This window comes from Haloterrigena sp. KLK7 (genome assembly GCF_037914945.1).
In the GTDB taxonomy this organism is placed as follows: Archaea; Halobacteriota; Halobacteria; order Halobacteriales; family Natrialbaceae; genus Haloterrigena; species Haloterrigena salinisoli.
The window spans coordinates 307,162-330,399 of the sequence record NZ_CP149788.1 but is presented as its reverse complement, the minus strand read 5'-3'; the positions used below and the strand labels follow the sequence as shown (position 1 = coordinate 330,399).

21 protein-coding genes, 1 tRNA gene and 3 pseudogenes are annotated in these 23,238 nt (G+C 50.7%); 11 read left to right on the top strand and 14 right to left on the bottom strand.

Going from position 1 to position 23,238, the window contains the following annotated elements:
• The first annotated feature begins 233 nt into the window (after positions 1 to 233).
• Positions 234 to 1,376 (top strand): tyrosine-type recombinase/integrase, encoded by a 1,143-nt coding sequence (locus WD430_RS20365; RefSeq protein ID WP_339105950.1) that lies wholly within the window; start codon positions 234 to 236, stop codon positions 1,374 to 1,376.
• Between the two features lie 6 nt (positions 1,377 to 1,382).
• Here the strand turns inward: WD430_RS20365 and WD430_RS20360 are convergent.
• The 7 genes and pseudogenes from WD430_RS20360 to WD430_RS20330 form a co-directional block, all read right to left on the bottom strand.
• Positions 1,383 to 1,694: pseudogene (locus WD430_RS20360) on the bottom strand (hypothetical protein).
• 228 nt (positions 1,695 to 1,922) lie between these two features.
• Positions 1,923 to 2,867 (bottom strand): hypothetical protein, encoded by a 945-nt coding sequence (locus WD430_RS20355; RefSeq protein ID WP_339105949.1) that lies wholly within the window; start codon positions 2,865 to 2,867, stop codon positions 1,923 to 1,925.
• A 239-nt stretch (positions 2,868 to 3,106) separates the two neighbouring features.
• The gene (locus tag WD430_RS20350) at positions 3,107 to 3,772 is read right to left on the bottom strand and encodes a hypothetical protein (RefSeq protein ID WP_339105948.1); all 666 of its coding nucleotides are present in this window, start codon (positions 3,770 to 3,772) and stop codon (positions 3,107 to 3,109) included.
• A gap of 160 nt (positions 3,773 to 3,932) precedes the next feature.
• Positions 3,933 to 4,277, bottom strand: coding sequence for a hypothetical protein (locus tag WD430_RS20345; protein WP_339105947.1), 345 nt, complete (start codon positions 4,275 to 4,277; stop codon positions 3,933 to 3,935).
• A gap of 509 nt (positions 4,278 to 4,786) precedes the next feature.
• Positions 4,787 to 6,901, bottom strand: a complete 2,115-nt coding sequence (locus WD430_RS20340; protein WP_339105946.1) for a KAP family NTPase — start codon at positions 6,899 to 6,901, stop codon at positions 4,787 to 4,789.
• A 217-nt stretch (positions 6,902 to 7,118) separates the two neighbouring features.
• On the bottom strand, positions 7,119 to 7,874 hold the full coding sequence (locus tag WD430_RS20335; protein WP_339105945.1) for an FxLYD domain-containing protein: 756 nt from the start codon (positions 7,872 to 7,874) through the stop codon (positions 7,119 to 7,121).
• Between the two features lie 367 nt (positions 7,875 to 8,241).
• Positions 8,242 to 8,451 carry a winged helix-turn-helix transcriptional regulator gene (locus WD430_RS20330; RefSeq protein WP_339105944.1) on the bottom strand — a complete coding sequence of 70 codons (210 nt, stop codon included), beginning with the start codon at positions 8,449 to 8,451 and terminating at the stop codon, positions 8,242 to 8,244.
• A 188-nt stretch (positions 8,452 to 8,639) separates the two neighbouring features.
• On the opposite strand from WD430_RS20330, the gene WD430_RS20325 reads away from it, so the two are divergent.
• The 3 genes from WD430_RS20325 to WD430_RS20315 all read left to right on the top strand — a co-directional run bounded on the left by WD430_RS20325 (position 8,640) and on the right by WD430_RS20315 (position 11,990).
• On the top strand, positions 8,640 to 8,942 hold the full coding sequence (locus WD430_RS20325; RefSeq protein ID WP_339105943.1) for a hypothetical protein: 303 nt from the start codon (positions 8,640 to 8,642) through the stop codon (positions 8,940 to 8,942).
• The gene (locus tag WD430_RS20320) at positions 8,939 to 9,307 is read left to right on the top strand and encodes a hypothetical protein (RefSeq protein WP_339105942.1); all 369 of its coding nucleotides are present in this window, start codon (positions 8,939 to 8,941) and stop codon (positions 9,305 to 9,307) included. The genes WD430_RS20325 and WD430_RS20320 overlap by 4 nt, the downstream gene beginning before the upstream one ends.
• Before the next feature lie 145 nt (positions 9,308 to 9,452).
• Positions 9,453 to 11,990: a hypothetical protein gene (locus tag WD430_RS20315; RefSeq protein WP_339105941.1), complete on the top strand. Its 2,538-nt coding sequence runs from the start codon at positions 9,453 to 9,455 to the stop codon at positions 11,988 to 11,990.
• A gap of 718 nt (positions 11,991 to 12,708) precedes the next feature.
• Here WD430_RS20315 and WD430_RS20310 read toward each other — a convergent pair.
• Entirely contained in the window at positions 12,709 to 13,539 is an 831-nt protein-coding gene (locus WD430_RS20310; RefSeq protein WP_339105940.1) for a hypothetical protein, read from the bottom strand.
• The gene (locus WD430_RS20305; protein WP_339105939.1) at positions 13,532 to 14,023 is read right to left on the bottom strand and encodes a hypothetical protein; all 492 of its coding nucleotides are present in this window, start codon (positions 14,021 to 14,023) and stop codon (positions 13,532 to 13,534) included. The genes WD430_RS20310 and WD430_RS20305 overlap by 8 nt, the downstream gene beginning before the upstream one ends.
• Positions 14,024 to 14,332: 309 nt before the next feature.
• Between WD430_RS20305 and WD430_RS20300 the strand changes: the two are divergent.
• From WD430_RS20300 to WD430_RS20285, 4 genes and pseudogenes are all read left to right on the top strand, one after another.
• Positions 14,333 to 15,484, top strand: a pseudogene (locus tag WD430_RS20300) (ISH3 family transposase); the annotation flags it as partial.
• 203 nt (positions 15,485 to 15,687) lie between these two features.
• Positions 15,688 to 15,921, top strand: a complete 234-nt coding sequence (locus tag WD430_RS20295; RefSeq protein WP_339105938.1) for a hypothetical protein — start codon at positions 15,688 to 15,690, stop codon at positions 15,919 to 15,921.
• Positions 15,914 to 16,045 carry a hypothetical protein gene (locus WD430_RS20290; RefSeq protein ID WP_339105937.1) on the top strand — a complete coding sequence of 44 codons (132 nt, stop codon included), beginning with the start codon at positions 15,914 to 15,916 and terminating at the stop codon, positions 16,043 to 16,045. Before WD430_RS20295 ends, WD430_RS20290 begins: the two co-directional genes overlap by 8 nt.
• An 82-nt stretch (positions 16,046 to 16,127) precedes the next feature.
• Entirely contained in the window at positions 16,128 to 16,808 is a 681-nt protein-coding gene (locus WD430_RS20285; RefSeq protein WP_339105936.1) for a hypothetical protein, read from the top strand.
• Between the two features lie 316 nt (positions 16,809 to 17,124).
• On the opposite strand, the gene WD430_RS20280 is transcribed toward WD430_RS20285, so the two are convergent.
• On the bottom strand, positions 17,125 to 17,622 hold the full coding sequence (locus WD430_RS20280) for an IS630 family transposase (protein WP_339105935.1): 498 nt from the start codon (positions 17,620 to 17,622) through the stop codon (positions 17,125 to 17,127).
• 104 nt (positions 17,623 to 17,726) lie between these two features.
• Between WD430_RS20280 and WD430_RS22640 the strand changes: the two are divergent.
• Positions 17,727 to 17,861, top strand: a pseudogene (locus tag WD430_RS22640) (integrase); the annotation flags it as partial.
• Between the two features lie 561 nt (positions 17,862 to 18,422).
• Here WD430_RS22640 and WD430_RS20275 read toward each other — a convergent pair.
• Positions 18,423 to 18,641: a hypothetical protein gene (locus WD430_RS20275; RefSeq protein WP_339105934.1), complete on the bottom strand. Its 219-nt coding sequence runs from the start codon at positions 18,639 to 18,641 to the stop codon at positions 18,423 to 18,425.
• Between the two features lie 155 nt (positions 18,642 to 18,796).
• On the opposite strand from WD430_RS20275, the gene WD430_RS20270 reads away from it, so the two are divergent.
• Positions 18,797 to 19,393 carry a PH domain-containing protein gene (locus tag WD430_RS20270; protein WP_339105933.1) on the top strand — a complete coding sequence of 199 codons (597 nt, stop codon included), beginning with the start codon at positions 18,797 to 18,799 and terminating at the stop codon, positions 19,391 to 19,393.
• 242 nt (positions 19,394 to 19,635) lie between these two features.
• Here WD430_RS20270 and WD430_RS20265 read toward each other — a convergent pair whose 3' ends face one another.
• From WD430_RS20265 to WD430_RS20255, 3 genes are all read right to left on the bottom strand, one after another.
• Positions 19,636 to 19,830 (bottom strand): hypothetical protein, encoded by a 195-nt coding sequence (locus tag WD430_RS20265; protein ID WP_339105932.1) that lies wholly within the window; start codon positions 19,828 to 19,830, stop codon positions 19,636 to 19,638.
• 120 nt (positions 19,831 to 19,950) lie between these two features.
• Positions 19,951 to 21,660: an AAA family ATPase gene (locus tag WD430_RS20260; protein ID WP_339105931.1), complete on the bottom strand. Its 1,710-nt coding sequence runs from the start codon at positions 21,658 to 21,660 to the stop codon at positions 19,951 to 19,953.
• A 168-nt stretch (positions 21,661 to 21,828) separates the two neighbouring features.
• Positions 21,829 to 21,903: transfer RNA gene (locus tag WD430_RS20255), tRNA-Tyr, on the bottom strand.
• Between the two features lie 232 nt (positions 21,904 to 22,135).
• Here WD430_RS20255 and WD430_RS20250 point away from each other — a divergent pair.
• Positions 22,136 to 23,149 carry a site-specific integrase gene (locus WD430_RS20250; RefSeq protein ID WP_339105930.1) on the top strand — a complete coding sequence of 338 codons (1,014 nt, stop codon included), beginning with the start codon at positions 22,136 to 22,138 and terminating at the stop codon, positions 23,147 to 23,149.
• Positions 23,150 to 23,238 lie beyond the last annotated feature (89 nt).

The following is a 23,238-nucleotide window of genomic DNA, read 5'->3' as shown; positions in this document are numbered from 1 at the left end:
ACCGCCCCGTTGCTTTTCGAAACCTTTGGTTTCAGACGACTCACTTCTCGAGTCGAATCTTGAGCTTCGGCCGCTGTTCTATATAGCGATATACAATTTAGATGGTTCTATTTTCAGGGTAGAAGACTCGGGAGTCCCGTGAACGCCCGATAGAAGCGTTTCGGAGAGTACTTGTCTAAATACCAGTTTAACCAAGGGACTTTACTAGGGTCGATACTGTACCCCACATACGAATGTCTACTCCCAGCGAGAAACGGGCTCACTCCCAGGAGAAGACCGTCCAAGATGCGGTCGAACGCTACCTCACGTACAAGATCCAAGCTGAAGGGTCACGGACGACGATGCGCTCGCCGCTGATGGGGTTCGCCGAGTTCTGTCGAGACGAACTCAGCATCGAGGACATTAGAGATCTCGAGCCGGCGCACATTCGGCGATACAGCGAGGACCTATACGACCGAACCAAGATCGACGAGGAGATCTCGGCGTCGACGGCACAGACGTACTTCGCATACGTCCGTGCTTTTCTGTCCTGGTGCGTTCGAGACCAACTCCTCGAGACGAACCCAGCGGACACAACCGAGGCGATGGATCCGCTCCCCGAAGACGATGGGAAGCGGAAAACGCAGTACTGGTCGGAAGACGAGCGCGAGCAACTCATCAACTACGTCACGAAGCGCGTCGACATGGCGCTCGAAGGAACCATCCGCGTCGATCGGAAGACTGCGTTCCGCGACCGAGCGATCGTCGTCATGCTCGATGGAACGGGGGCGCGTGGAGCGGAACTGTTCTCGGATCCAAAGGACGAGAAACGTGATGGTCTCCGCTGGTCAGATGTCGACTTCGAAGAGCGGTCGATCGAGGTCTATGGGAAGTCACGAGACTATGAAACTGCACCGTTCCCCGAGAGCGTTCATGATGTCCTCGAGCGATGGCGCGGACTCCTTGATCCACCGACCGAGGAGTGGCCTGTTTTCCCGACCGGCCACTATCAGTCGAAACGCGAGGTACTCGTCGAATCGATCGGTGAGGAGACGGTTTCTGCAGCACTCGAGGGTAGGGGTGGCGTGGGGAAAACTGAGGTCCTTGACCGACTACACCGTGAGCATGAGGTCCCACCGCCGTCGATCTCCAAAGAGGGAGTTCGGCGGTTGATGAAACGCCTCACGGAAGAGGCGGGTATCGAACCGGACGGCGATTACGACTATCTCACATTACATGGCGCACGACGAGCGCTCGGTCGTGATCTGTACGCGAGTGGCTTGTCCGAAAAGGCGCAAGAAGCTCTCCGCCACCAATCGATCGAGACAACACACGAAGCGTATTCGGATACTAAGATGAAGGACGTCTCCGACAGTATCGACGAAGTACGTGACTGATCTGGCCTACGAATTATGCGGTAGCAGTATGAGAGTCGAGTAAATTCTTTGCCATCTCCCAAAACTCGGCATCTGATATCGCTTTTTCGCCGTCATTGTCTCAGCGATCTCCCGGCGCTGTTCCCAAGTCAGGTCGTCGCGCTCGAGGACGTGCCGAGCTGCGGAGATGAGCGTGTCGACATCTTCCTACGTGAACGCGACGGCGTTGCTTCGGTTACAGTCGTAGAACTGGGCGGCTTTCTGGATCGCGTTGAATTGCTATTCGTTCCCGTCGTCGGTTCGAATGCGAATCGATCCAGGTGTCTCGTTGTGAGCCATGGCCGTGAACACGACCCGCTATTCCTCGTTTTTTCGGTTCACTCGAGCGGGTTCCGTTTATAAAGAGGAGCGCCTGATCCAGTCCGATTGGCGCGGGGGTCGGGAGGAGCTCCGCGGCGGCCTACGAGATCTGAACACGACTGCTACTCGGCTCGTGTTCGTATCGGGGAAATCGCTCTTTGCGACGTGCAACCGCAGAAAAGAGGAGCTAAAAGAAAGAACACAGGTTCATCTAGTCTGAGAAATCCTGGATGCTATTCGTTGTGAATTGTTTACCATCTCTAATATCTCAGATATTTCTTTTCTCTCATATACGAGAGATCTATTTGCATGCATAACTCTATTCCTAATATTGTTTATACTATGTAGGGTTTCAACATCACTTTTGGACTCAAATCCGCACTCTTCAACAAAATCGCTATCCGAACTCTGAATGACCTGCATCATTTCTAACAAGTTCATGTGCTCTGAGACATGCATATCAAGCCCATTGATTTGATCCTTTCTCCACCTTCCAATTGTAACAGGCCGCAAGTGTTTTAAAACCGTATTCGAATCAGGATATTCTGATTCGATTTTCTCCCCTAATGACGCAGAGAGTTCCGATATCACCTTATACAGCATTTGTTTCACTCCCCTTTTATTAATATCAACGAGAGTGATGATTCCGTATTGGTTGTCATATTCATATGTTAATTCGTTACTCGCAATATCTGGATATTCTTCTCGTAGTTCGTGTACTGTGAGTGGCTCTTTTTCTGAGAAGTATTCTTTAATTTCTTCATCTGAGAGTATTTCTCCTTCAATCTTCATGTGGATTTTTTCATGATGTTTTTCGACCATCCTCACTTGTGTGACATCTTTATTTTCCCCCGTATCATAGACATAGAATTCCTCATCACCTAGGAAGTCTATGAGTAAGAAAGGATACTCTTGCATTTTCCTAAGTACTTCCATCAGGTGTGTATCCTCTTCGATAATTTGGTCTTGATCTATATCTTTAATCCACCCCTGTTCAGTGTTGTAGTATTTCTCTGAAGAGGGGATTGGTATATATGTATAATTTCGTGATTCATAATGTCCAATCTGACTCTCGTATGTATCTAAGGTTTCAATGTCTGCTGGGTGAGTGCTGATTTCTGCTGCAGTGTGCAAATGACTTTCAATATCCATACAGAGCAGTTATGCTGCCCTATACAAAATTCTGTATCTCTGGTTGATCGGCTATCCTCTGTTTTGTATGCTTCAACTGGAGTTCTGCGTGCGGAGGTAGGGCAGGGCACTGTAGTTTTTTTAGTGACCTTCCCGGTAGTGCGAAGATTTATTCGACTCACCTGCTTTACTACGGTCCTAACGACCTATCTTACCTCTATCTACGAATTCAACTGAGCTGTGACACATAGAAGTTGAGCTTATGGAATAGTAACACTAGCAACTGCCAGTGCTGTCCAGATAACTGCCAAAATCGAAGTAGCAGTCTGACTTCTTTTTTGAGAGATAGCAGCTATTGATGACCGTAACTGAACATGATCTAGACCCGCTCTTGGTTGCCACTGATTGTAGAACACAGGTTCCTCATCACCGTTCTCATACCGCACTGATAGAAGATAATTGGTAGCTATCCCATATTGCATTGAGTATTCTTCAAAATAGCTGGCAAAATATTCAGGAGTACCCTTGTAATACCTAATCTCCTCGATCTCGTCAGAAACTCCAGTAAGCCATTGACTGCGTTCGACTGCCTCCTTCTGAATTGCCTCTGAGATCTGCTTAAATCCATCATCCCTCTCACTGATACTACAGTACGTTATGTTTCCTCCATTATGACCATCGTTAAGACTACTAACGAGTTCAATAGATCGATTATCCTTATGTAGATCGGTCAGTTCCTCAATTTCTTTCAAATTATCCAGTTCATCAATCCCTTTCTCCGCTTGCTTAGAGTAGTAGCTAGGATAGAACAATGGAATCAGAGTCACAAGCAGAGCAAAGAAGACATTGAAAATTTGGATGACTGGATAAATCCAGACTAGTTGAGCTACCAAGTCAGCTGAGTAAACCTGGAAATTCACAATCATAGATACCAACTCTAACTATAGCTATGTTCCATATATAGCTTAAAAATACGGCTTCGCACGTTGGGTGTTGTACGCTTCATGGGAAACAGATAACCATCAGATTGGATTGGACTTTATCAGTCTGATTCTGTAAACCTCGACTGAAAATCAATCGTCGTCACTAGTCGGCGCACCGAGGATCCAACACTTCGCTCGTTTCCACACAGGTGCCGACTCTCGCTGCTGACGCGCGCTGGATCTCTTGCTCCTCCTCAACATATCGGACAAGCTCCTGCCTCCCTTGCCGGTCCTCGATTAGCGTCCGCTTCTCGTTCTGCAGCCGTTCGACCTCTTGCTGCAGCTCCTTAACGCGCTGCTGCAGCTCTGCATCACGCTGCTGATCGTCTGCTGCAATCTCGATGCAGTGGCGCACCGCTGCTGCAGTGCTGTCGATGTCATCACGTTCCTCGAGGTCGGCGAGGTAGTTTTCGTGACTCTTCTCAGCCGTGAACGTGATGCGAGACATCTGCAGAGCTGATGCACCCCTGCAGCAAAAAGGTTCGATAGTGGATTGCTCGTAGTGGTCACCGTTGGGGTTCGGCGTAGTCGACTCGGTCATAGAGACGCTTGTTTCTGGACTCTATGATCCAGTGTTGCAATGATCGTTCTGTTAAGGGCTACAACAGAGAAAATCTGGAGTTATGGAGGACTCCACTTCCATGACGGGCCTCACCATCCACGAGAATCAGTATGATCCAATCACGCGCTTTCGGAGCATCATAGAAATCGTCTCAGCGTTGATTGCGTCCACTTCTACGATGAATTGGCCGATAAGTAGGTATACGAATGGGCGAAGTGGGAGGGGATCGTTAGCGGTCGCTGTCGGCATCTCAAGCGTCTTCTCGTGAGCAGGGCAGTCAACAGCAGAGTTCAAATGCATGTGGTGAGTTCCTCTCTACAGCGTCTAAACAGGGCCAAATGTTATTGTTTTATCTATCGAAACGCCAAGCAGAGAAATCACTAGGATCTTTACCATTATCCAGCATTTCTTTTCCCCCGGTTAAACAATTCTATAGTATGTTGTTGCCAATCCTCCAGTTCTTCTTTATCAAGTTCGTCCAACCGATCCTCTAATTCGGAGAGTTCGAAGAAGGGTTCGAGTCTCTGCGGATCAAAAAACTGTTGTTTACCGCTTTCAGCCATGGAAGCATACCTTCCTTCACTAACATATTGATTAAGAAAGAGCAGTAGATCATCTGTCTCTTGTGTATTCTGTTGAACCCATTTAACCGGTTTCTCTGAATCAGACCATTCCATCCATCTTGCGAGAACAACATCCAGATTCGGGGTCTCCAGTAGGTCGCCCTCTTCATCGGTTTCCTCAATCTTCTTAACTACAACCGATGTAAGTTCTTCAAGCTGATCGTAGTTCAGCAAACGCTCTTCCTCATCAACACCCTCACCACCCATCTCACCATGCTCTTGGTACAGAATACCGGTAATAAGACTCGATACATAAGGAGAATTTCCTACCTGAACGCTCTGTTTGAGCAGTGATAACCGTTCTTCCCGGTCCTCCATCTCTCTAAGTATACTCCAAACGATCGAGTTGATCCGGTTCCGAGTACCACCATCCATAATGCTCTTAGACGGATCTACAGCACACAGCTCATCTCCAATGAGGAACAACGCTTTCATCGCTCCCTCGAATTGTTCCTCTGAAAGCTCATCTGTATAGTCCGTGAACCGGTTCAGAAGCCGGTTTGCCTTGGACCGGCCATTTTTCCCTTCCTCTGTCGATAACCGTTTGAGCTCCTCAACGAACGCCTCTGAGTCCTCGGAAACTGAAAGCACTGATTCAATTTCAGTGGTAGTAAGCTCTCCTCGAGGCACGGTCTGGCGGAAGTAGAATGGAAAGATCTCGGGATGACAGATCCGTTTCCGTTTGCGAAACGTATTGTAGTCTTCACTGTACCGTGATCCCATAGGCGAGGATCCGGTATCGAAGCGAGGAAAGAGATACGTTAGAATAGCTTCCACTCTTTCGCGGTCGATATCTCCTGAAACATTCTCTTCCAAAAACTCGGTATAGTCATCTTCGTCCCGTAATCGGCGTGTTCTCCCTTTGTTGGTGAACTCTTCTGGATGTTCACGGATATACTCGTAAACATCAATGTAGAAGATCCGTAGTGTCTCAACTCCAACCAGGTCAATGAAATTCACTTCATCTTCAAGTTTTTTGAATGAAGATCGTATTGAATTTGATAGTCTGACAGCATCCCTCGGAGTATTCAAAGTGGGCAGGATACCATCTCCGTAGACGTTCTGCCAGTGATGCTCGTCGATCTCGAGTTCTCTGTCTCCAATTATCTGTAGAAGTCGATCTATGAAAAATTGATCAAGTGAACCCTCTTCAGGAACAGGAAGATGCTGTGGCAACTGGATAATCTTGTCCAGATACTCTTCACCGTCTTGAACTACTTCTTCTCTTTCCAGTGCATTAGTGACGACCTCGTGATCGAACGCTAAGATATAGGTTACATTTGGGAAATCGGCTACGCTTTTCACAAGCCGGAACATCTGCGCCATCTCATCCTCGGTCAATCGATCAATATCATCGAGAAAGACAACAATCCGACGGTCTGTTTTCTCAAGCGTATCTGAAATATCCTGTTTTAGCTCTTCGACATCACTGGGGGTCGGATCCAGTCTCTGGGCTAAATACTGAAGGACTCTCTGAGAAGGAACCCCTGTAACCGCCGACAAAGGGACAGTCGAGAGTGCAGAAGAGAAGTTGGACAGTTGGGTCCTAACTTTGTCGAATCCGTCCTCATGTTTTAATCCCGACTCTAACTGAGCGAAGAATCGTTCTAGCAGATCCGCTTGTCCGGAAAACCACCAGGGATTGAACCGGATTACAGCTGGCGATTCTTGACTCTGCTCGAGATAGTACTCAATAAAGTTGAGTGCTGTACTTTTCCCCGATCCCCAAGGACCGTAAATTCCTATAATGAATTCTTCTCCAGGGACTTCTGAAGTGATCGAGTCTGCGATATCCTTAGCAAACTCGTCGTATCCCAACTGATCTTCTTCCGGTTTTTCTAGTGATGAATCGGGGAGAAGTCGCGGTTCATCTGAATTAGTTGCCATAAAACAATGATAGACATGACACACTCCTTAGTCTTCCGATCACAGATATCATCAGTGATCTTTCCTATTTAAATGAGACGTTGAAGATATGATTCTATCGCCTTAAAGCAGGGGGTAGCACTGGTGGTGAGCCGACTTAGTCGCCTCTGAGTGCCGATTCTACCGAGAATAGAGGAAAAGACGACGTCCGATCCAATCACCAGTACAGCGATGGACGTTAGCTCTGTATACGAACCTCGTAGTCTGTGACGCGGTCTTCAATCTCAGCAACCCCGTTGTAAAGGAAGTCGTTGCTGAATTCCCACGTCTCCCCAGCACCAAGCTCCGTCACGTTCGTCATCCCTCTCCACAGAAGATTCCCGTTTTCAGCGTAGAAATGTGGATTCGCCTCTACGTAATCAATCGACGCATCACTCGTGTTCTCAACAGTACCGGTGATTTTCACGTTCCCCGTAGTATCCAATGATGAATCGACGAGTTCAGCACTGGGAACGCCGTAGCTCGGAGTGGTTCCGGAGTCGTGCGACGCGTCGAAATCGTAATCTGACGGAGACCCATCACCGAAGTATTCAATGAACACCTCCCATGTATCTCCTGCTGGGACACCAATCAGAGACGAAGTTTCGACGCCGAGTTCTTCGCCGCTATCGTCATAGAAGACGGCTTCTCCTTCGACAAAACCACTAACGGCGTCACCGCTATTTTCGATCCACCCATGCGCATACACTCTGTCATCGTACTCCCCTTCGTACGTTACCAGTTCGTGGTTCGTGATCTCGATACTCGGTTCGCCGGTATTCTCTGATTCCCCTTCGGAATCGTTGTTCCCTTCTTCATTATTGGATGTCGAGGAATTGTTGTTGGGGTCGTTATTCCCGTTAGCCCCCTCATCATCCGAGTCTGAATCACCGATACACCCGGCGATTAGACTCGTGGCCCCGAGAGCGATGAATTGCCTGCGGTCGAATTTCATACAGACAAATGCGTGACAATGCAGAAAAGAGTTCCTAAAATCGATGATTTCGCGCCAGATTTTTGTGCCGTTTAGAATTATGAAATTGCTAGTTTGCAGGAGAACTATAATGTGCTAGTCTAGAGTTGACTACAAGCCAGAAGTTTCACAGCTGATGCCACAACTCCACCATCTCTCATTCCTGCGGTTTTTAAAGGACCCAATACTGGCCTCAAGATTGCTTGTTATTGAGAGAGGTCCTTTCACGGCTGCCGTTGCTGTCTTATCTGTAAGCCGTTGTGATTGGCAATCGTGTCATCGTGTTTACGACGCCGATCTGGCGCTGCGCTAGGAGGCAAATTCGCCTTGTGAGCGTCTCTTCAATGAATTATTCATCTGGCAACTCTTCAGGAACTACTTCATATATTCCGTGACCAAGTGGCTTAACGATATTGTCTTGCTTCAGCCGCCCAAGACGCTCGCGAATATATTGCGAGGAATATCCCGTCTCTTCAGCAATTAATGGTGCATTCGCTCTCCCTTCGCGAAGCACGTCTACAATTGCCCAGTCAGCATCTCGCATGTCGTCTGCATCCATAGGTTGAGTTGCCCTACTCATTGGTGTCTGATAAGTGGGCGGCAATCGCCAAAAACCTATGGGTGGCAACCTACGATCAATATGTTTAATAGGGTTGCCGAAATAACACAGAATAGAGACCGAGGGTTGCCAGGAAAAATCTTGGCCGGCTGCGCCAACAGCCGACCTCGGTCTGGAGCAACAGACCAATGTCAATTCAACCACGCACAACCGAAACGGTTTCGGCTCACAGTCGCACCGACCCCCGACCAGACTACATTCTCGTCGGCATCGACACGGAGGGCGCACACCACGTCTACCGCACCACAGACGAAACCATCCACGTCATCCACACCACAGAACGCACCTACCGCTACGACCTCACCACCTGCGACCAGGACATCGATGACTGGATCAAGTACGTCCAAGCCGAACGCGGCTTTACAACTCAACACCTCTACTCGAGTCTCACGAACTCATTCGTCGACGCACTCGAGGGTGACGACCAATGAAGGTCGTCACCACCCCCACCCAACTCCTCGAGGGGTTCCCGGTCGGTGCCCACGACACCACCACGTGCCAACACTGTGAGTACCGACTGTACGAAGGCGACCGCGTGACCATCCTTGCCTCCCGTCCAGCCGACACCGACCACTGGGCGATCCATCGCCCCTACTGCGTGGCCTGCAGTCCCGACACCATCACAGAGCCAACCCTTGGCTGTACGGAACTCCTCGCCGAGTGCAGGCTCGGCACCCGCGCTGATCTGCCCACCCAGCAGACACGATTCGTCGCTCTCGAGCCCGAGATCCACGACTCGAGTCCACCCTCCAACAGGGCTGCCGAACCAGAGGCGATCCCCATCCCGAATCGGTGAGCCTCTAACACGCACTCGCGCCGACAGCCGGTGAGCCACTGCACTCGGCTGTCCGCACTCTCTGCACTCGCTTCCAGGACTCGATGGCACGCCACTCCAGTCGCCAGTCAGCACGCCCTCAGCTCGCACTCGAGGAGAGTCCACCGTGACCGACGCGGGACTCACACCGACCCAGCAGCCGCCGCTGTCCCCACAGGCCACCCTCGAGATCGACACCGATCCTGTCTCGGAGCTGTGGGACCAGCTATTCGCCCAGCAGTCGCTCCGAGACCAGTTCATCCGTGCCGTCCGTCGGTTCGCTGACGGCCGGACTGTCCCTGAGTGTTACGACGCGCTCGAGGAGCAGAATGTCCCCTACTGGTTGCGCTCCCGGATCCTCGAGGTCGCACGTGGTAATCAGCGCGAGGCTTGGCGACTGGCCGCCGACCTCGTCCCGAAGCTCGGACAGGGCCATGCAAGTCTCGAGGATCTGTTCGCGACCGCCCAATTCTTCGCTGCCCACGTCCCCGACGACCACCCACCAACGCTCGCAGTCACTATCGACCGCGAATTTGAGGACGCCCCACGACGGAAACGAGAGTCGATCTGTCGACTGCTCGCCGTCCTCGCGACTGGCTTCGACGTCCGCGTTGTCGCCACTGGGAGAACCCACCACTGGCTCGCTCGAGAGCATCGCGCAGACCTCCCCGGCGTGAGCGAATGGCGAGAGACACACCACCCTGCTGAGGACCACGTCGACGACGCCCTCGAGACGCTGGATCCGGACGGTCGAAAAGTCGAACTTCTCCGGCAACTCGCCGACGAACCCGCTGAAACACTCTCTCGACACGCGTTGCGGGCGATGCACGACGTCGATCGGAGTCGGATCTCCCAGCTCTTGGTCTCCGAGACGAACTCGCTCACTGAGCTTGGACTGGTCGCTGAGTTTGGTCCCGCCGATGATCGGACTGTCGAGTTGCTCGAGGCCGGCCGACAGCTACTCGCCACGCTCGATGCTCAGATCGGCCGTCAGCAGGAACTGACCGAGGCCGTGAGCGACACCGGAACATCCTCCCAACAGTGCCGTGTAACCCCGCGCACACGAGGGGAGGGGTGCGACCACACCAGCGAGGACAGCAACCCCTACCGAACGGCCTACCTCGACCGTCCAGGACATGCCGCCGCCGCTGGCTGTGGAGAGAACGGCGGGATCACTCTTGTTGAGGCCCCGTTCGAGGACCGTACGGACGGTCCTGATCATACTCGATACGTGAGTTTCGACGCTGATCGCGAGGAAGCCATCGTTGCCGTTCGGGCAAGTGGGCCCCTGCAGTATGTGGTGAGTCTCGCGACAGCGTTAGCCTCGCCGCGATTGCTCAACCGAGTGCTCACCGACAACCGTCTCGAGTCACTGGAAGACCCGCCGGCAATCTTGCGGGACGCTCGTTGTATTGGCGTCCTTTCCGACGAAGCGCTCGAGGATCCAGAGACGCTCCGTGAGGCGTTCATCGAGTGGGGGACTGACCTCGAGGATCTCACCGCGAAACTCGCAGCCGGCGACTATGAAGATCGCGACCGCTTCCGTGGATCGATCATGCGCTCAGCCCATGGCCTTGCTGGTTCGATTGTGCATCTGTTCGATGCTCTCGAAATCGATATCGTTCGAGAGCTTCGCGTCCCGTCGGGACTCGAGACCGATTCGCTAGACGAACTCGCAACCTCGATCAGTATTTCGGCTGCGATTCAGGGGAAATACGGTGTGTTTGCCTCATACCGACAACTGTTCGAGTCCCGCGAGGAAAAGCGTCGCACCGCACTCACACCGACTGTTGATGCAGATGACCCGTTAGGGACGCTCATTGGCTCTGTCGTCGTTCGTGGTGAGGATGTCCACCGTCTTCACCCATCTCTGGAGGAAGCACTCGAGAGGCCAGCAGCGGTCGCTGATGACGCTCCCGAATTCGCTGTCCACGTCTCCCTCTCGACGGTCGATCGAACGGGCTACGCGAGGGCTGCAACGCGGATCCTGCAGGCCAAAAATCTCCGACCGACTCGAGACGCTGTCTCGCTGCTTCACGCAGTGACCTCCTCACCGTACACCACTGCCCAAGCACTCCAGCAACTCGCCACCGAAGACGACAGCCGAGAGCTCCGACCGGACGAACTCCGCTACGCGTTGGGAACGCTCGAGTCCGAACAGTTGCTCTCCGATCTCCCACCGACAGTTGGCCGACTCGTTCAGATGCTTCTCACAGCCGAAACCCGCCTGTCACAGCGTGACCTCGCCAACCGAGCAGGCGTCTCAGCACGGTCCATCCGGACCTATCACAACCGGCTCAAGGCGTTCGATCTCATTCGGGTTGACGAGAACGGGTATCGTCTCGCACTATCGTTCCAGACTACTTCCGAACGCCGCGATCCCGTTGTTCCAGCAGTCCTCAAAGAGAACCAGACGCTCCTCGATGCCGCCGATGCATTTCTCGAGACACTCCTCCCGCCAGCGCGATACGGTGATCCTGACGGCCGACTTGGTAGCGTACTGTTCTGGCCGCCGGATCCATCGCGATTATTCGATCACCACCGAGTTGGCTCGTGGCTGCGACTAGCAGCTGCGCTCACAGCGACAGACACTCCTCGGAACGAACTCTGTGTACAGATAGGCCCACCGCTCGAGCAGCAGCCGCTTTCTTCTAAAGCTACATAGGGTCTAGACCATCGTTCTGCCTCGTCTTCTCTCTATTTGCCCGATATAGTAGCTTCAGTTGAGGGTGTCATAGAACGATCCGCATGGCGTTCTTTTCGCCCCATTCGGGCTGGACTATCCGTTCACTACAGATGCGAATGTCCCGCTGAATGTTCTGTCACCAACGAGCTATTCCTCGAAAGATACCTGCCTGTGGGAGCTACGCCATTGAACGGGTCCCTCTTAATTCGGGTGGAAGGTCCTTCAAATGATTGTAGACCAGCCTGAGAAGAGGTTCGATTTGGTTCCACTTTGGGCCTTTGATTATAGTGTGCTCGTCATCATCCCAACGTACGTATCTCTTGTCCTCAAGCTTCGGAAGATGTACGTGATACAGTTCGTTCTGTATGTTCCTCTCCTCAAACGCAAGACCTGAAATCTGGTGAAAAGATAATTCGCTGATATCTTGGCCCTGTTCATAGAGGCTAAAAAGTAGCCGACGTCGAAGGGGGTGACTCAATGTATCCAGTACCTCATCAGTTACTCTGTTACGGGAGTGGCCAAGCATATGGCAGTACTCTCAATCAAACTACATGAACCTATCTAACATTGTCAAGATTTTATCATGATTCGGTTGCTATTAACGCTGGTACCTGTACTTACCGGTCGCTTGAGAGTCACAGAGAGGGGTATGCGAACTGTTCTATGACACCCTTATATATAGTACCAAATTGGGAACCTATTCTTCAACGTCGTCCGCTGTCATCACAGTAGCCTCTATCTGAAGGAAGTCTTCAACGTCATCATCATCAATATAATCTGGTGTCTCTCCAACTAATTCTTCATCCCTGCCGTCTTCACCGTCTTCGATTTCCCAGGTCATCTGATTTCTAAATCCATCGTCAGTGTAATGTCCTCGTACACGAGCTTTCTTGTCGTGTGGCTCATCCACGAAAGAGACCTCAGTAAATTCGATATCACGGATAACTCGGTTACAGAAAACTCCATTGTATGCAATACCCTCGAGATGAGGGCATGAGTCATATTCCTCACCACAGATACTGCATATATACGAACCTACCACCATACCCGGACTCACATACTGATGGGGCGGGAACAAGAACCTCTCGTGACTTATCAATTTTTCTTTGTATCCTTCCATACCACAAAATTGAGAAATCGGATCAGCAGATTTTGCGCTGCTTGCCCATTCTTGAGCATCAATTAACGATCCCCAAGCAGATTCCCACTCCTCGTTTTTCAACTGAACCCACATCTGGAGTTCGTTACGCAGGGCCCTTGCCATACAGATGAACATGAGAATTTGATTAGCAGGGCGACCTGGGTTACCCGTCTTACCTACGCCTTTCAGGGGGTTTTGCTGAGCGACCTCAAATTTCTCTTCTACCCAGTCGAGAAACTCATCCAGATTATCAATCCTCTCTTTTTGATACTCGATTCCACGAGGTAAGAACGCAAACCGTTCAGCATCAGTTGCCACCTCATTGTATTCTTCTGCCACCTCCTCTACAGTTTCATTCAAGAGAGGTGAAGTGGGAATTTCAGTCATTGTCTTCTTCTTTCATTTCGAAATCCATTTCCAACTTGTTGGACATCTTCTCTGGGATATTCTTGAGCCCTTCAACAGATCCGGTGTATTTCATTGAGGTAGATTTATTTTCTGACTCTACGGTTACTTCCAATTCTACGTCATCAGAAGTTCGTCGTTGGTAGTATAATTGTAGAGTTTCAAAGGCCATCATTACAATTTCTGGATTGTCTTTAATGAATTCAAACGTAGCGTATAATGGTGGGAGAGAAGTCGCGTCGGAGAACTGAGCAAGCGTGCCCTTTCCTTCAATTCGCTCATGATGTACCTCATTCTGTTCCCACAGTTTTTCGACCGTAGCCGCTTCTGGTGCATCTACTAGTTTGTTTGACTCCTCAGATAGAGGGCTATAGACTGGCAAAATCACAAGTCCAGACTCTGAATCCACGTCAATGTTCTCTAAGTACTCTGGCCGTTTATCGTCAGTCTTCACCTCAAATACCATGTTGTAACGCAGTTACCAATACTGAGGGTTCAATCTTGGGATCATTAGAGGGGAAGGATACTCTCCATCGGTACAGACAAATTAAACGACACACCGGAATTGACGGTGAATACAGTGTTCAGCACGCTGTTCTTGATAGCTACCGGTTAGTTTGATAACTGCTCTAGTAACTACTCGATCTAGACTTACCGCTGATTCACTGTCTTCTGTCCGACTTTCACAGTCGGTAGTTCCCATCGAGTCAGGAGTTAGTCAGGAGTTAGTTAGAACTGAGAAGGTTAGATTCTCAGGAAGCGTCTGGATGGGTGTATGAAGTTCCTCTACCATCCAGACACCGTTCTTACGGCCTCTGACCTTGAAACCTTAGCGCTTGATCTCCTCTTTGAGATCCCAATCCCCGGAGTCGAAGGCTGCGGCTTCGACTCCGGGATTATCCGACAGACGCTCCTCCAGGCCGCTGTCGATCAGAAATCCATCAAGGCTGTTACTGATACCACTTGTGGAACGTACTCCGATGACTACACGTTTGCCCAGCTTCACACCGTTCCGGCCGCTGAACTCGAAGTTACCGTCAACCGTCTTCTCTGCCAGCAGGCGGTGATGATCCTCGGCCCAGCGCCGAGGATCATCTGCGTCGACTTCGTGGATATCCATTATCACGGCTGTCCACACGCTGAACCTGGCGAACTCTATCACACGAAGCCTCGCGATGGCACCTCCCAGTGCCATCGCTACCTCGCTGGATTCGTCCTCTGTCGGGCTAAACCACTCGTCATCGCAGTCACACCCGTCCGTAGTGACAACCCGAAGAGCGACGTGGTTGAGCGACTGCTCGACCACGTCGCGGCCCTTCCGTTCACCGTGGCCGGACTCCTCGCTGACCGTAGCTTCTACGATGGCACATCGATCGAGCGACTGGCTGCAGTTGCACCAGTCGCTCTCCCAATCATCCGCCGTGGGAAACAGATGGCCGAGAAACTGGATATGACAGTCTCCTACTGGACGGAGTACGTGATGTACGAGGGGAGCGAGCGGGAACTGCGCTTCCCGCTCGCGGTCTGTGTCTCCTCCCAGCAGGGAAACCGGGGCAAGCATGGCTTGCTCGTGCGAGCGTACGTAGCGTGCGATCTGGCCGATCGCACGCCGAAAGAAGTCGAAGCCCTCTACCGGAAACGCGCAGCCATTGAAACAGCCTTCCGGACGATGTGCGAAGCGCGTGCGCGGACCAGCACAACTGATCCAGTCGTGCGGTTGTTGTTCGTGCTGGTAAGTTTCCTGTTGCGGAATCTGTGGCTCATCGTGCGATGGGGCGTGCTCGCCACGCCACGACGCGGCGGGCGAGCACTGCCCGTCTGGTTCCGCTTCGAGATGTTCCGGGAGTTCATCGACCATTCTCTGGACGAAACGTTACGCCGCAAGTGGGAAGTGACGACCAACGATGTCGGCATCCCGGCGACCTACAACCAGCTGGACGCGGGCGGTCTCAGCCCGCGTCCAGCGGCAGTCCTGCGAACGAGCGACAGCTTCGCGTCTTGGCTGGGTTGACGGCGCTCTCACTGGCGTGAGATCGCCGTCTCTCTTTTGACTCACTGGATCGGTCGCACTGATCGCGTTCGTTTTGCTCCAGAAACCGAGTCAGTAATCAGGAACGATGGGAACTACCGATGTCTAAAGAGAATACGCGCGAAGAGGAAGCAAGCGGGGAAGTGATCACCGAGCTGCTGGAGACGGTTCGGAAACAGAAAGAACGTCTAACGGTAATCCAAGAGGATTACGTAGCTACGGCAGCAGTTGAGTACGTTCTACTCGAGTACGGCCTTTCACAAGAGCGGGTAGACGAGATTACCGAGACAATTAAAGAAGTTGACAGTAAGTTCGGGGGTGGTAGTGATGTGTGATTGCTGCGAGGAAGTGGAAGAACTCCGCGAAGAGAGCGACGAGAAAGACGAGCAGATAGCGGAACTTCGCGAGGAAAAGCAGGAACTCGAGGAGACAGTTAACGAACTGACCGACCTACTCTAGTGGAAAGAAGGTATATCTAATCTACATCGTCAAGATAAATAAAACCATGAGAATAATATAGATGATACTCGAAAGTATATCTATGCCACGTCACCGATCCAGTAGCCACCCAATTTCAGATGAGAATGTTGAAAAAGCAATAGAAGGGGTATCCGATGATTACGGCACCTATACAAATGAAGTAGTTAACGATGCTCTGGCGGCTTTTCAAGACCGATTCGAAGATGAAGATTTAGCTGAGATTCTAAGGGAGTGTTACGAAGAAGGGGCCAAATATGAATTATTGGAAGAAGGAGGGACTGGGTTAGACTGGTATATAAACACCCACGATTATGTTATTCTGGAGAACCTTTCCCCAAACATTGGCGTTGTGATGGAACAAGATTTCGATGACGAAACCGGTATTCCAGGTGATCAAGGTCTCCAAAATTGTATGCTTAAAGCGCATGACCTTCAGGCACGTGAGCTCGTGGAAACCCGAGACCTCTGTCGGATCACAGGCCAACCGGCCCTTCTCGGAGGCAGTCCAGTTGTAATACAAAAAACATACAGTTGGATTGGCGGTGAATCGCTTCCTAACAGAGAAATCAATTTCCTGCTTGAGGTTGGTCTGTCTACTGACGAAGTACTTGATTATCGGATGCTCAAGCATAGTACCCATACGAATGTTGAAAAGTGGGCTGAACGGCGAGGAAAGACGGTCAATCAGGTTGAACAGAATGCGGAACGGGCAGCAGAGAAACTCGAAAAACACTTTAAATAAGAAGGTTTCTCGACACTGGAGATACTCAACACCCAGTATCTTGAAAACCCCTCGGCTTTGCACGTTGAGGATATTATAGTTGATCAGGTGAAATGGGCGGCTGAAACCGTGTTCCAACAGGCACGGCGGCTTCAGTCGAACGCGACGTACATCTGACGACGATGGGTTGATTAGTAAGATAAGGAGGAATTCCCCCAATTGGTAAAGTAAACCAGAGAGTGGATGTATATTGGTTGTCCGATCTGCGACAACCGAGATACACAACTCTCCTGGCAGGGAACCCTACTCCGTATCTCCAATTTACATGCTATAGGCATTAGCAGAGATACTCATAGATTTGCAGCGATCTGAGTGTTGGCAGAGCTGCTAAGAGGTACTCTTTGACCCCATTAGCCGTTTGAAACAGCTGATTAGCTCGCCCTTCCCGGAGCTGCCGCCAGCAGTTTTCGAGCGGGTTCATCTCCGGCGAATGCGATGGCAGATATTCCAGAAGCAGGCCGTCTGCGGCGGCCTGCTTCTTTAGCGCCTTCGCGATGAAGTAGCTCGCATTGTCTAGGACGATCGTAAGATTTTCGCCGAACTCTTGGCGTACCGCCCGAAGGAAGTGTTTCGCGACCTCAGCATTGAACTGGTTTGGTGTGAGAGCGATGAACCGTTCGCCGTCGTCACTGACTGCACCGAGCATGTTTACCTTTCTACGAGCGCCCGAGACCGGCAGTCTCGGGCGCGAGTTCACTGGGAACCAATCGGGTTTCTGGTTGGTTGCGACCGCTTCCGTGTGCTGGTTAATCGCGACAATGCGGTAGCCAGGCACTGTCTAGCCAAAGAGCGAACAGGTCTTAGAGACGGATGCTATGACCGTCCAAGACCTGTTCACTGTCTCTCTGGAACCGCAGCCGCTTGAGTGCTGGGAAGACTGATCTGTACGCGAACGGGCTCTCAGAGAAGGCTCAAGAAGTACTGCGTCACCAGTCGATCGAGACGACGCACGAAGCCTACTCAGATACCAAGATGAAGGAGGTCTCTGACAGTATTGACGCGGTTCGCGATTGATCAGTCCTACCTATCTATCGTCGTTCGATCTCCCGAACCTTCGATATCACCCACCTTGATCTGCTCGCGTCTGATTTCAGTCCACACACGATTCTCTCAGTGATCGATAACATCCGGACTCCGGCACCAATCATCGGCGTAGCGTCTCAATCGTTGGAAATGACCTCGAGAGTACTTAACACTGGATAGTCTGTATACTCGAAAAATAACCGAATACATCGATAAAACCTGTCTGAACAGTATAGAGGATCGTTTTACTAATCTGGGACTATCTGGCTACGACTCGTTTATCCGGGGTACGTTCTCGAGCACGGCGTCGGCCAGTTCTTCACCACTCCCCGGCACACCCTCGAGTCGGTCCCGATTGGAGTCGCGCAGCTCGTCCAGCGAGTCGTACCTCCTTTCGTCGTCACCGAGACCGACGGTTCGACATCGAACTGAACTGCTCGGGTGCTGAGTGTCTCGACGATCTCCCGTCGTCGCTCTCACCAACTACGAACGCGGAGACAACCTGGGAAGCACCGTGATCACGATGTGAGAACTACTCTATGAGACCCTTGACTACAGACTTGTATCCTGATATAATACCGCTCCGAGTGGCATCCTCAGATAATAGTTCTGTCTCCTTGAGAACTTCTGGTAGACCAGACGGGCATTTGCCCGGCGTCGAAGGCCCATTGACGATAATACATCTCTGAATGTCTCCGGTCGTAGTATCAGTACGTCTTCGTAATCGAGATCGCTGTGTACCTCGGCCAGTTTCATCTCAACCTCTTTCATTGTAATGAAATTAATATAATAATTACCGTTTATATATGTTTGATTGGATATTACCTCTCCTTCAGTCGGCAGATTCGTTGTGCTTGTCTTATCAAAAATCAGACTAAACTAGAAGACGTACATTTATTGGTTGTGATGTTATTCTCACTACTATAATGGGAATCTTCGGGTCAGACGACGACTTATCCGGCAATATGAACGCCTCACCGCAAGGCAACCACGTGACCGAAAAACGCGTCAAGAAAATGGGCGATGTTATCGACGACGATGAACCCATCCACTACATGACCGCTGGCAGCACAATCGATGTCGCAGGGGACGAGTCCGGCACCTCGTTGTTCGGCAATGACAGAGGCCGGAAATCAGGGACGAAAGGCTACGTCCGGACCGCGTTCACCGATACACGAGCCGCGATTAAAATCCCGCAGTTAACCGGGACTGACGAACGATCAGTGCCATACCAAAATATTACTAGTATTGATCTGGACACCGGACTGTTGAAGAAGCGGCTGTCATTGAAAACGAACAGCCAAGCGTATCACATCGAAGTTGACAAGCCAGGGAAGGATGAGTGCCGTGAAATTGTCAAATTCCTTCGGAACAAAGTAGAAGAATTGCAGCAGACAACCGTTTCAAGCAGTGAACTGGACCCGACTAAACAGTTGCAGCGGCTAAAAGAACTACATGAGGACGATGTATTGTCCGACGAAGAGTTCGAGGAGAAGAAAGAGGAACTTCTCGATAAGATTTAATCGGCATCTTCGCCGACAGTCTTCTATCCTTCTTTGACAAAGCAGCATTATACTTCTCGAAAAACGTTAGAATACGGTAGGGAGGAGTCAGAGTGCATCAAAGGCCGGCGATCGTTACCAGTCCGACATCAGATCAGAAAAGTATCACATGGAACCTGGCGATAAGGATGATGAGATTCGATGCATACAAACCTGCAGTGACGGCCACCGGATTGAAAGTACGTTCGAACTATTAACATGACTTAGAATAAGCTACCACCCTCGTTCAACTCGTCTCGAACCTTCCGCTGATAGCCAAGCCGTGTGCCAGTATCAATCCCGTCACTATGGAGGTAGCCGTGAAATTTGTACAACTTCTGGGCCTTGGGATCAGCTCCTAATTGGCGTTCCAGCCAGTATTCAAACTCGTCCTCATCTGAGCCGTTGATCTCCTTCACTCAGTATTGCCCTCGTAGAAGCGGTCGATCCAGTTCTGGACTTGGCCTGCTATTGAGTGGTTTTGGTTATCAGCGATCTTCTGAAGGATAGTGTTTATAAAGGTTCCTCGAAAGGCAGAACTAACTTTCACTTGGCATATCTCTTACCCGCCTCAAAAGCTGGTCGAGTTCACCAGGAATCTCACCTCGTTCCATATGTCGAGAAACTATACCATTGATAGCCTTTTTACTCATACTCTGGTCCAGTTCCTCTTTACAGATTCTATTCAGAGTCTTTGCATGATTCCTCTTTCCAGCTCCATCAAGGAATTCCTCAACAACCTCCAGATCCTGAATATTGAAAGCTCTTGCAATAGGTTCTGCACTCTCAATCAAATATGACTCAATAACAGGCTTCTTTAGGACATATACATTCTCAGGACTTACCCCCAGATCCGAAGCCACCGATTTAGTCTTCTCCTCAGGATCCATCTTATCAGAATCTAAAATGAACAAATACGGCATCCGAAGCTGCCGAATTATCTTTAACATAGGCTCCGCGTCTGCAAACATATTGTCTCCCTCCAAAGAGATCAACCGAATACCTCGTTCTTTAAGGGGATATCCTAGAGTATCGGCCAATTGTTTGAAGACGACTCTATCTGATTGATCCTCAACAAAAACGACAGCACTCGATTGATAGAAATCACTCTTCTCGTACCCTAGCATCGAAAGAGTACTATCAATTTCCGTGCCTTCCACGGTCTCGAGTTCCGTGACGTTCTCCTCATTCCGGTATACAGACATAATATTCTCCGTTCCGGTTTCGTTGACAAAGACATCCGAATGAGTAGTTACGAAGACTTGTGTTCCGCTAAGAGAAATTTCTTCTATTAAGTCATATACATGCTGCTCTGCTCCTGGATGGAGATGTTGCTCTGGCTCCTCTACAAATAGAACCTCCGAGTTTTCTTTAGCACGAATAATCGCAGTTAGCAAGATGAGAATTTGTTGAGAACCAGCTGAGATCTCATCTAGCACAAAAGAATCCGTGAACCCCTCCCCAAGTACTTCGACAGTTACATTGCCCTCTTCAAGCAGTTGTACATCTACCTCCGAGACGCCCTCCATTATAGATTGATAACTCTCTGAGATTTCCTGGAAAGTCTCCGGAGAATTCATGCTGAGCGTGCCGAGCACCTGAGCAAGCTTCTCACCTGCTTCATCAATTTTATTTCTCCTGATGAGGTCCATCATCCCTTTCGGATTTCGTGTTGCACGTAGGGTTTGCCAATTCGATAGAGAGTTCTGAAGTGTATCAAGAAAGGACTTGTCAACACGGTACTTTGCAGATGTGTATGTTACTGCTGGTAGGTTTTCGAGGACTAGAACATCATTCTCCCTTGTACGGTTGCCCTCACGAGAAAGATCCTCCATTGACCCCTTGATATTGGTCCTGAAGACTTCCTCTGTGATCCCACCTTCTGAGAGATGAATCTCGTGTTGGATCTTAGAGAAGGTATCTGAATCACGGAAATCCTCAGCCTGTGATTCGCCGAAAACATCCCGTTCAGTAAGCTCCTCAATCAATGAGGATCGTGATTCGTCGGATAGTCCAAAGGTTGCCTCAAATGCAATTTCATCTACATTGTTGTTCCGAATAAGGCGGTCTGAGTACCAAGAACTCAAATCAATATCGTCATTTAGTATATCTCTATAATCTAGGATCGAATCCAGCACATTAGACTTCCCAGAATTGTTCTTCCCAATTAGCACATTGAATTTGGAGCACGAGAATCGCTCCTCGTGAATACTGCGATATCCGGAGACTTTCCATTCTTCTATCTTCATACAGCAAACTACTCCACTACCAGCAGTAAAAGCAGTTGGGAATATAACTGTATATATCAATACTGACACTCCACCAAGCCGGCCGGTAGGTGATAAGGAGATTTCTCTATTTTTATCGTTGCAGCTTATCGGAGTTGCACCGCCTCGCCAACGCATTGTAAATGAAGATCGGCTGGCTTGGATTCGAACCAAGGACACCCACATCTACAGTGCGGTGTTCTGACCAGATTGAACTACCAGTCGATGAAAGACGGCCTCGACGTAGGGTGTATGCCTTTATAAAAACCCGACGCTGTCCTGTGGTTTCGTACGTGGTTGAGAACGAGTAGGCATTACAGATGCGATAGTAAATTCGGATGGGCGCTGCAGGCTCACAGCCACTCAGACGCCCTCAGAATTCCTCTCGTTCGGTCTGACGAACGGAGGGAAATCGCGGAGTTCAGATCGACCCGTTATCGGTTCGCGACTCACGACTATGAGTCTCGAGCCAATCGATCCGGAGACAGCACTCGAACTGTACCTCACGGACAAGGAAGCCGAACTCGCCGAGAGTTCGATTCAGTCGCACAGATACCGCCTCAAGCACTTCCTGCGTTGGTGCGAGATGGAGGACATCGACAACCTTAACGACCTCACCGGTCGCAAACTCCAGCAGTATCGTCTCTGGCGTCGCGACGATGGTGACCTCTCCGTTGCCAGCGAGAAGACCCAGATGGACACGCTGCGCGTGTTCATCCGCTGGGCCGAGTCGATCGACGCCGTCGAGCAGGACCTCTCGACGAAGGTTCGTTCGCCGTCGATGACGCCGGAGCAAAACACCCGCGACGAGATGCTGGAGACCGAGGAAGCTGAGGCAGTTCTCTCGTACCTCGCTAAGTACGACTACGCATCACGTGAACACGTCACCGTCGCGCTGATGTGGCACACGATGATGCGTGTCAGCAGCGTCAACGCCCTCGACGTCGACGACTACAATCCCGGCGAGCAGTACATCGAGGTCCACCACCGCCCGGAGACTGACACGCCAATCAAGAACAAGAAAGACGGTGAGCGCCTGGTTGCACTGTCAGATGAAATCTATATGCTGCTTGACGACTGGATCGAAGAGAAGCGACCGAACGTGACCGACGACTTCGGCCGTGAGCCGCTCGTCGCGACGAGGGAGGGGCGCGCGAACAAGACTACGCTTCGGAAGTACGTCTACCAGGCAACCCGGCCGTGCTTCCGTGGAGCAGAGTGTCCTGAAGATCGGGATCCAGAAGAATGTGAGGCTGCTGTCAACGACCAAGAGGCGTTCAGATGTCCCGCGAACGTCAACCCCCACGCCATCCGCAGGGGCAGCATCACGCACTCACTCAACAGCGACCTCCCGGACAACGTCGTCAGTGATCGAGCGAACGTGAGCTCTGCGGTCATCGAACAACACTACGACCGGCGCACTGAGAAAGAGAAGATGGAACAGCGGCGGGACTATTTGGATCGACTCTGACCCCAGCATAACTTTACGCCTTTACTTTATTTCTTCTATATAATGGCAGAATTCATATCGATGGAATCCACTGTGAGCTAATATAGTAT

Excerpts from the sequence above, each read along its gene's own strand:
- WD430_RS20285 (WP_339105936.1), top strand. The coding sequence starts at position 16,128 with ATGCCACGTCACCGATCCAGTAGCCACCCAATTTCAGATGAGAATGTT.
- WD430_RS20295 (WP_339105938.1), top strand. The coding sequence starts at position 15,688 with ATGTCTAAAGAGAATACGCGCGAAGAGGAAGCAAGCGGGGAAGTGATC.
- WD430_RS20345 (WP_339105947.1), bottom strand. The coding sequence starts at position 4,277 with ATGTCTCGCATCACGTTCACGGCTGAGAAGAGTCACGAAAACTACCTC.
- WD430_RS20290 (WP_339105937.1), top strand. The coding sequence starts at position 15,914 with ATGTGTGATTGCTGCGAGGAAGTGGAAGAACTCCGCGAAGAGAGCGAC.
- WD430_RS20320 (WP_339105942.1), top strand. The coding sequence starts at position 8,939 with ATGAAGGTCGTCACCACCCCCACCCAACTCCTCGAGGGGTTCCCGGTC.
- WD430_RS20260 (WP_339105931.1), bottom strand. The coding sequence starts at position 21,660 with ATGAAGATAGAAGAATGGAAAGTCTCCGGATATCGCAGTATTCACGAG.
- WD430_RS20350 (WP_339105948.1), bottom strand. The coding sequence starts at position 3,772 with ATGATTGTGAATTTCCAGGTTTACTCAGCTGACTTGGTAGCTCAACTA.
- WD430_RS20340 (WP_339105946.1), bottom strand. The coding sequence starts at position 6,901 with ATGGCAACTAATTCAGATGAACCGCGACTTCTCCCCGATTCATCACTA.
- WD430_RS20305 (WP_339105939.1), bottom strand. The coding sequence starts at position 14,023 with ATGGTATTTGAGGTGAAGACTGACGATAAACGGCCAGAGTACTTAGAG.
- WD430_RS20325 (WP_339105943.1), top strand. The coding sequence starts at position 8,640 with ATGTCAATTCAACCACGCACAACCGAAACGGTTTCGGCTCACAGTCGC.
- WD430_RS20310 (WP_339105940.1), bottom strand. The coding sequence starts at position 13,539 with ATGACTGAAATTCCCACTTCACCTCTCTTGAATGAAACTGTAGAGGAG.
- WD430_RS20250 (WP_339105930.1), top strand. The coding sequence starts at position 22,136 with ATGAGTCTCGAGCCAATCGATCCGGAGACAGCACTCGAACTGTACCTC.
- WD430_RS20275 (WP_339105934.1), bottom strand. The coding sequence starts at position 18,641 with ATGAAAGAGGTTGAGATGAAACTGGCCGAGGTACACAGCGATCTCGAT.
- WD430_RS20365 (WP_339105950.1), top strand. The coding sequence starts at position 234 with ATGTCTACTCCCAGCGAGAAACGGGCTCACTCCCAGGAGAAGACCGTC.
- WD430_RS20355 (WP_339105949.1), bottom strand. The coding sequence starts at position 2,867 with ATGGATATTGAAAGTCATTTGCACACTGCAGCAGAAATCAGCACTCAC.
- WD430_RS20270 (WP_339105933.1), top strand. The coding sequence starts at position 18,797 with ATGGGAATCTTCGGGTCAGACGACGACTTATCCGGCAATATGAACGCC.
- WD430_RS20335 (WP_339105945.1), bottom strand. The coding sequence starts at position 7,874 with ATGAAATTCGACCGCAGGCAATTCATCGCTCTCGGGGCCACGAGTCTA.
- WD430_RS20330 (WP_339105944.1), bottom strand. The coding sequence starts at position 8,451 with ATGGATGCAGACGACATGCGAGATGCTGACTGGGCAATTGTAGACGTG.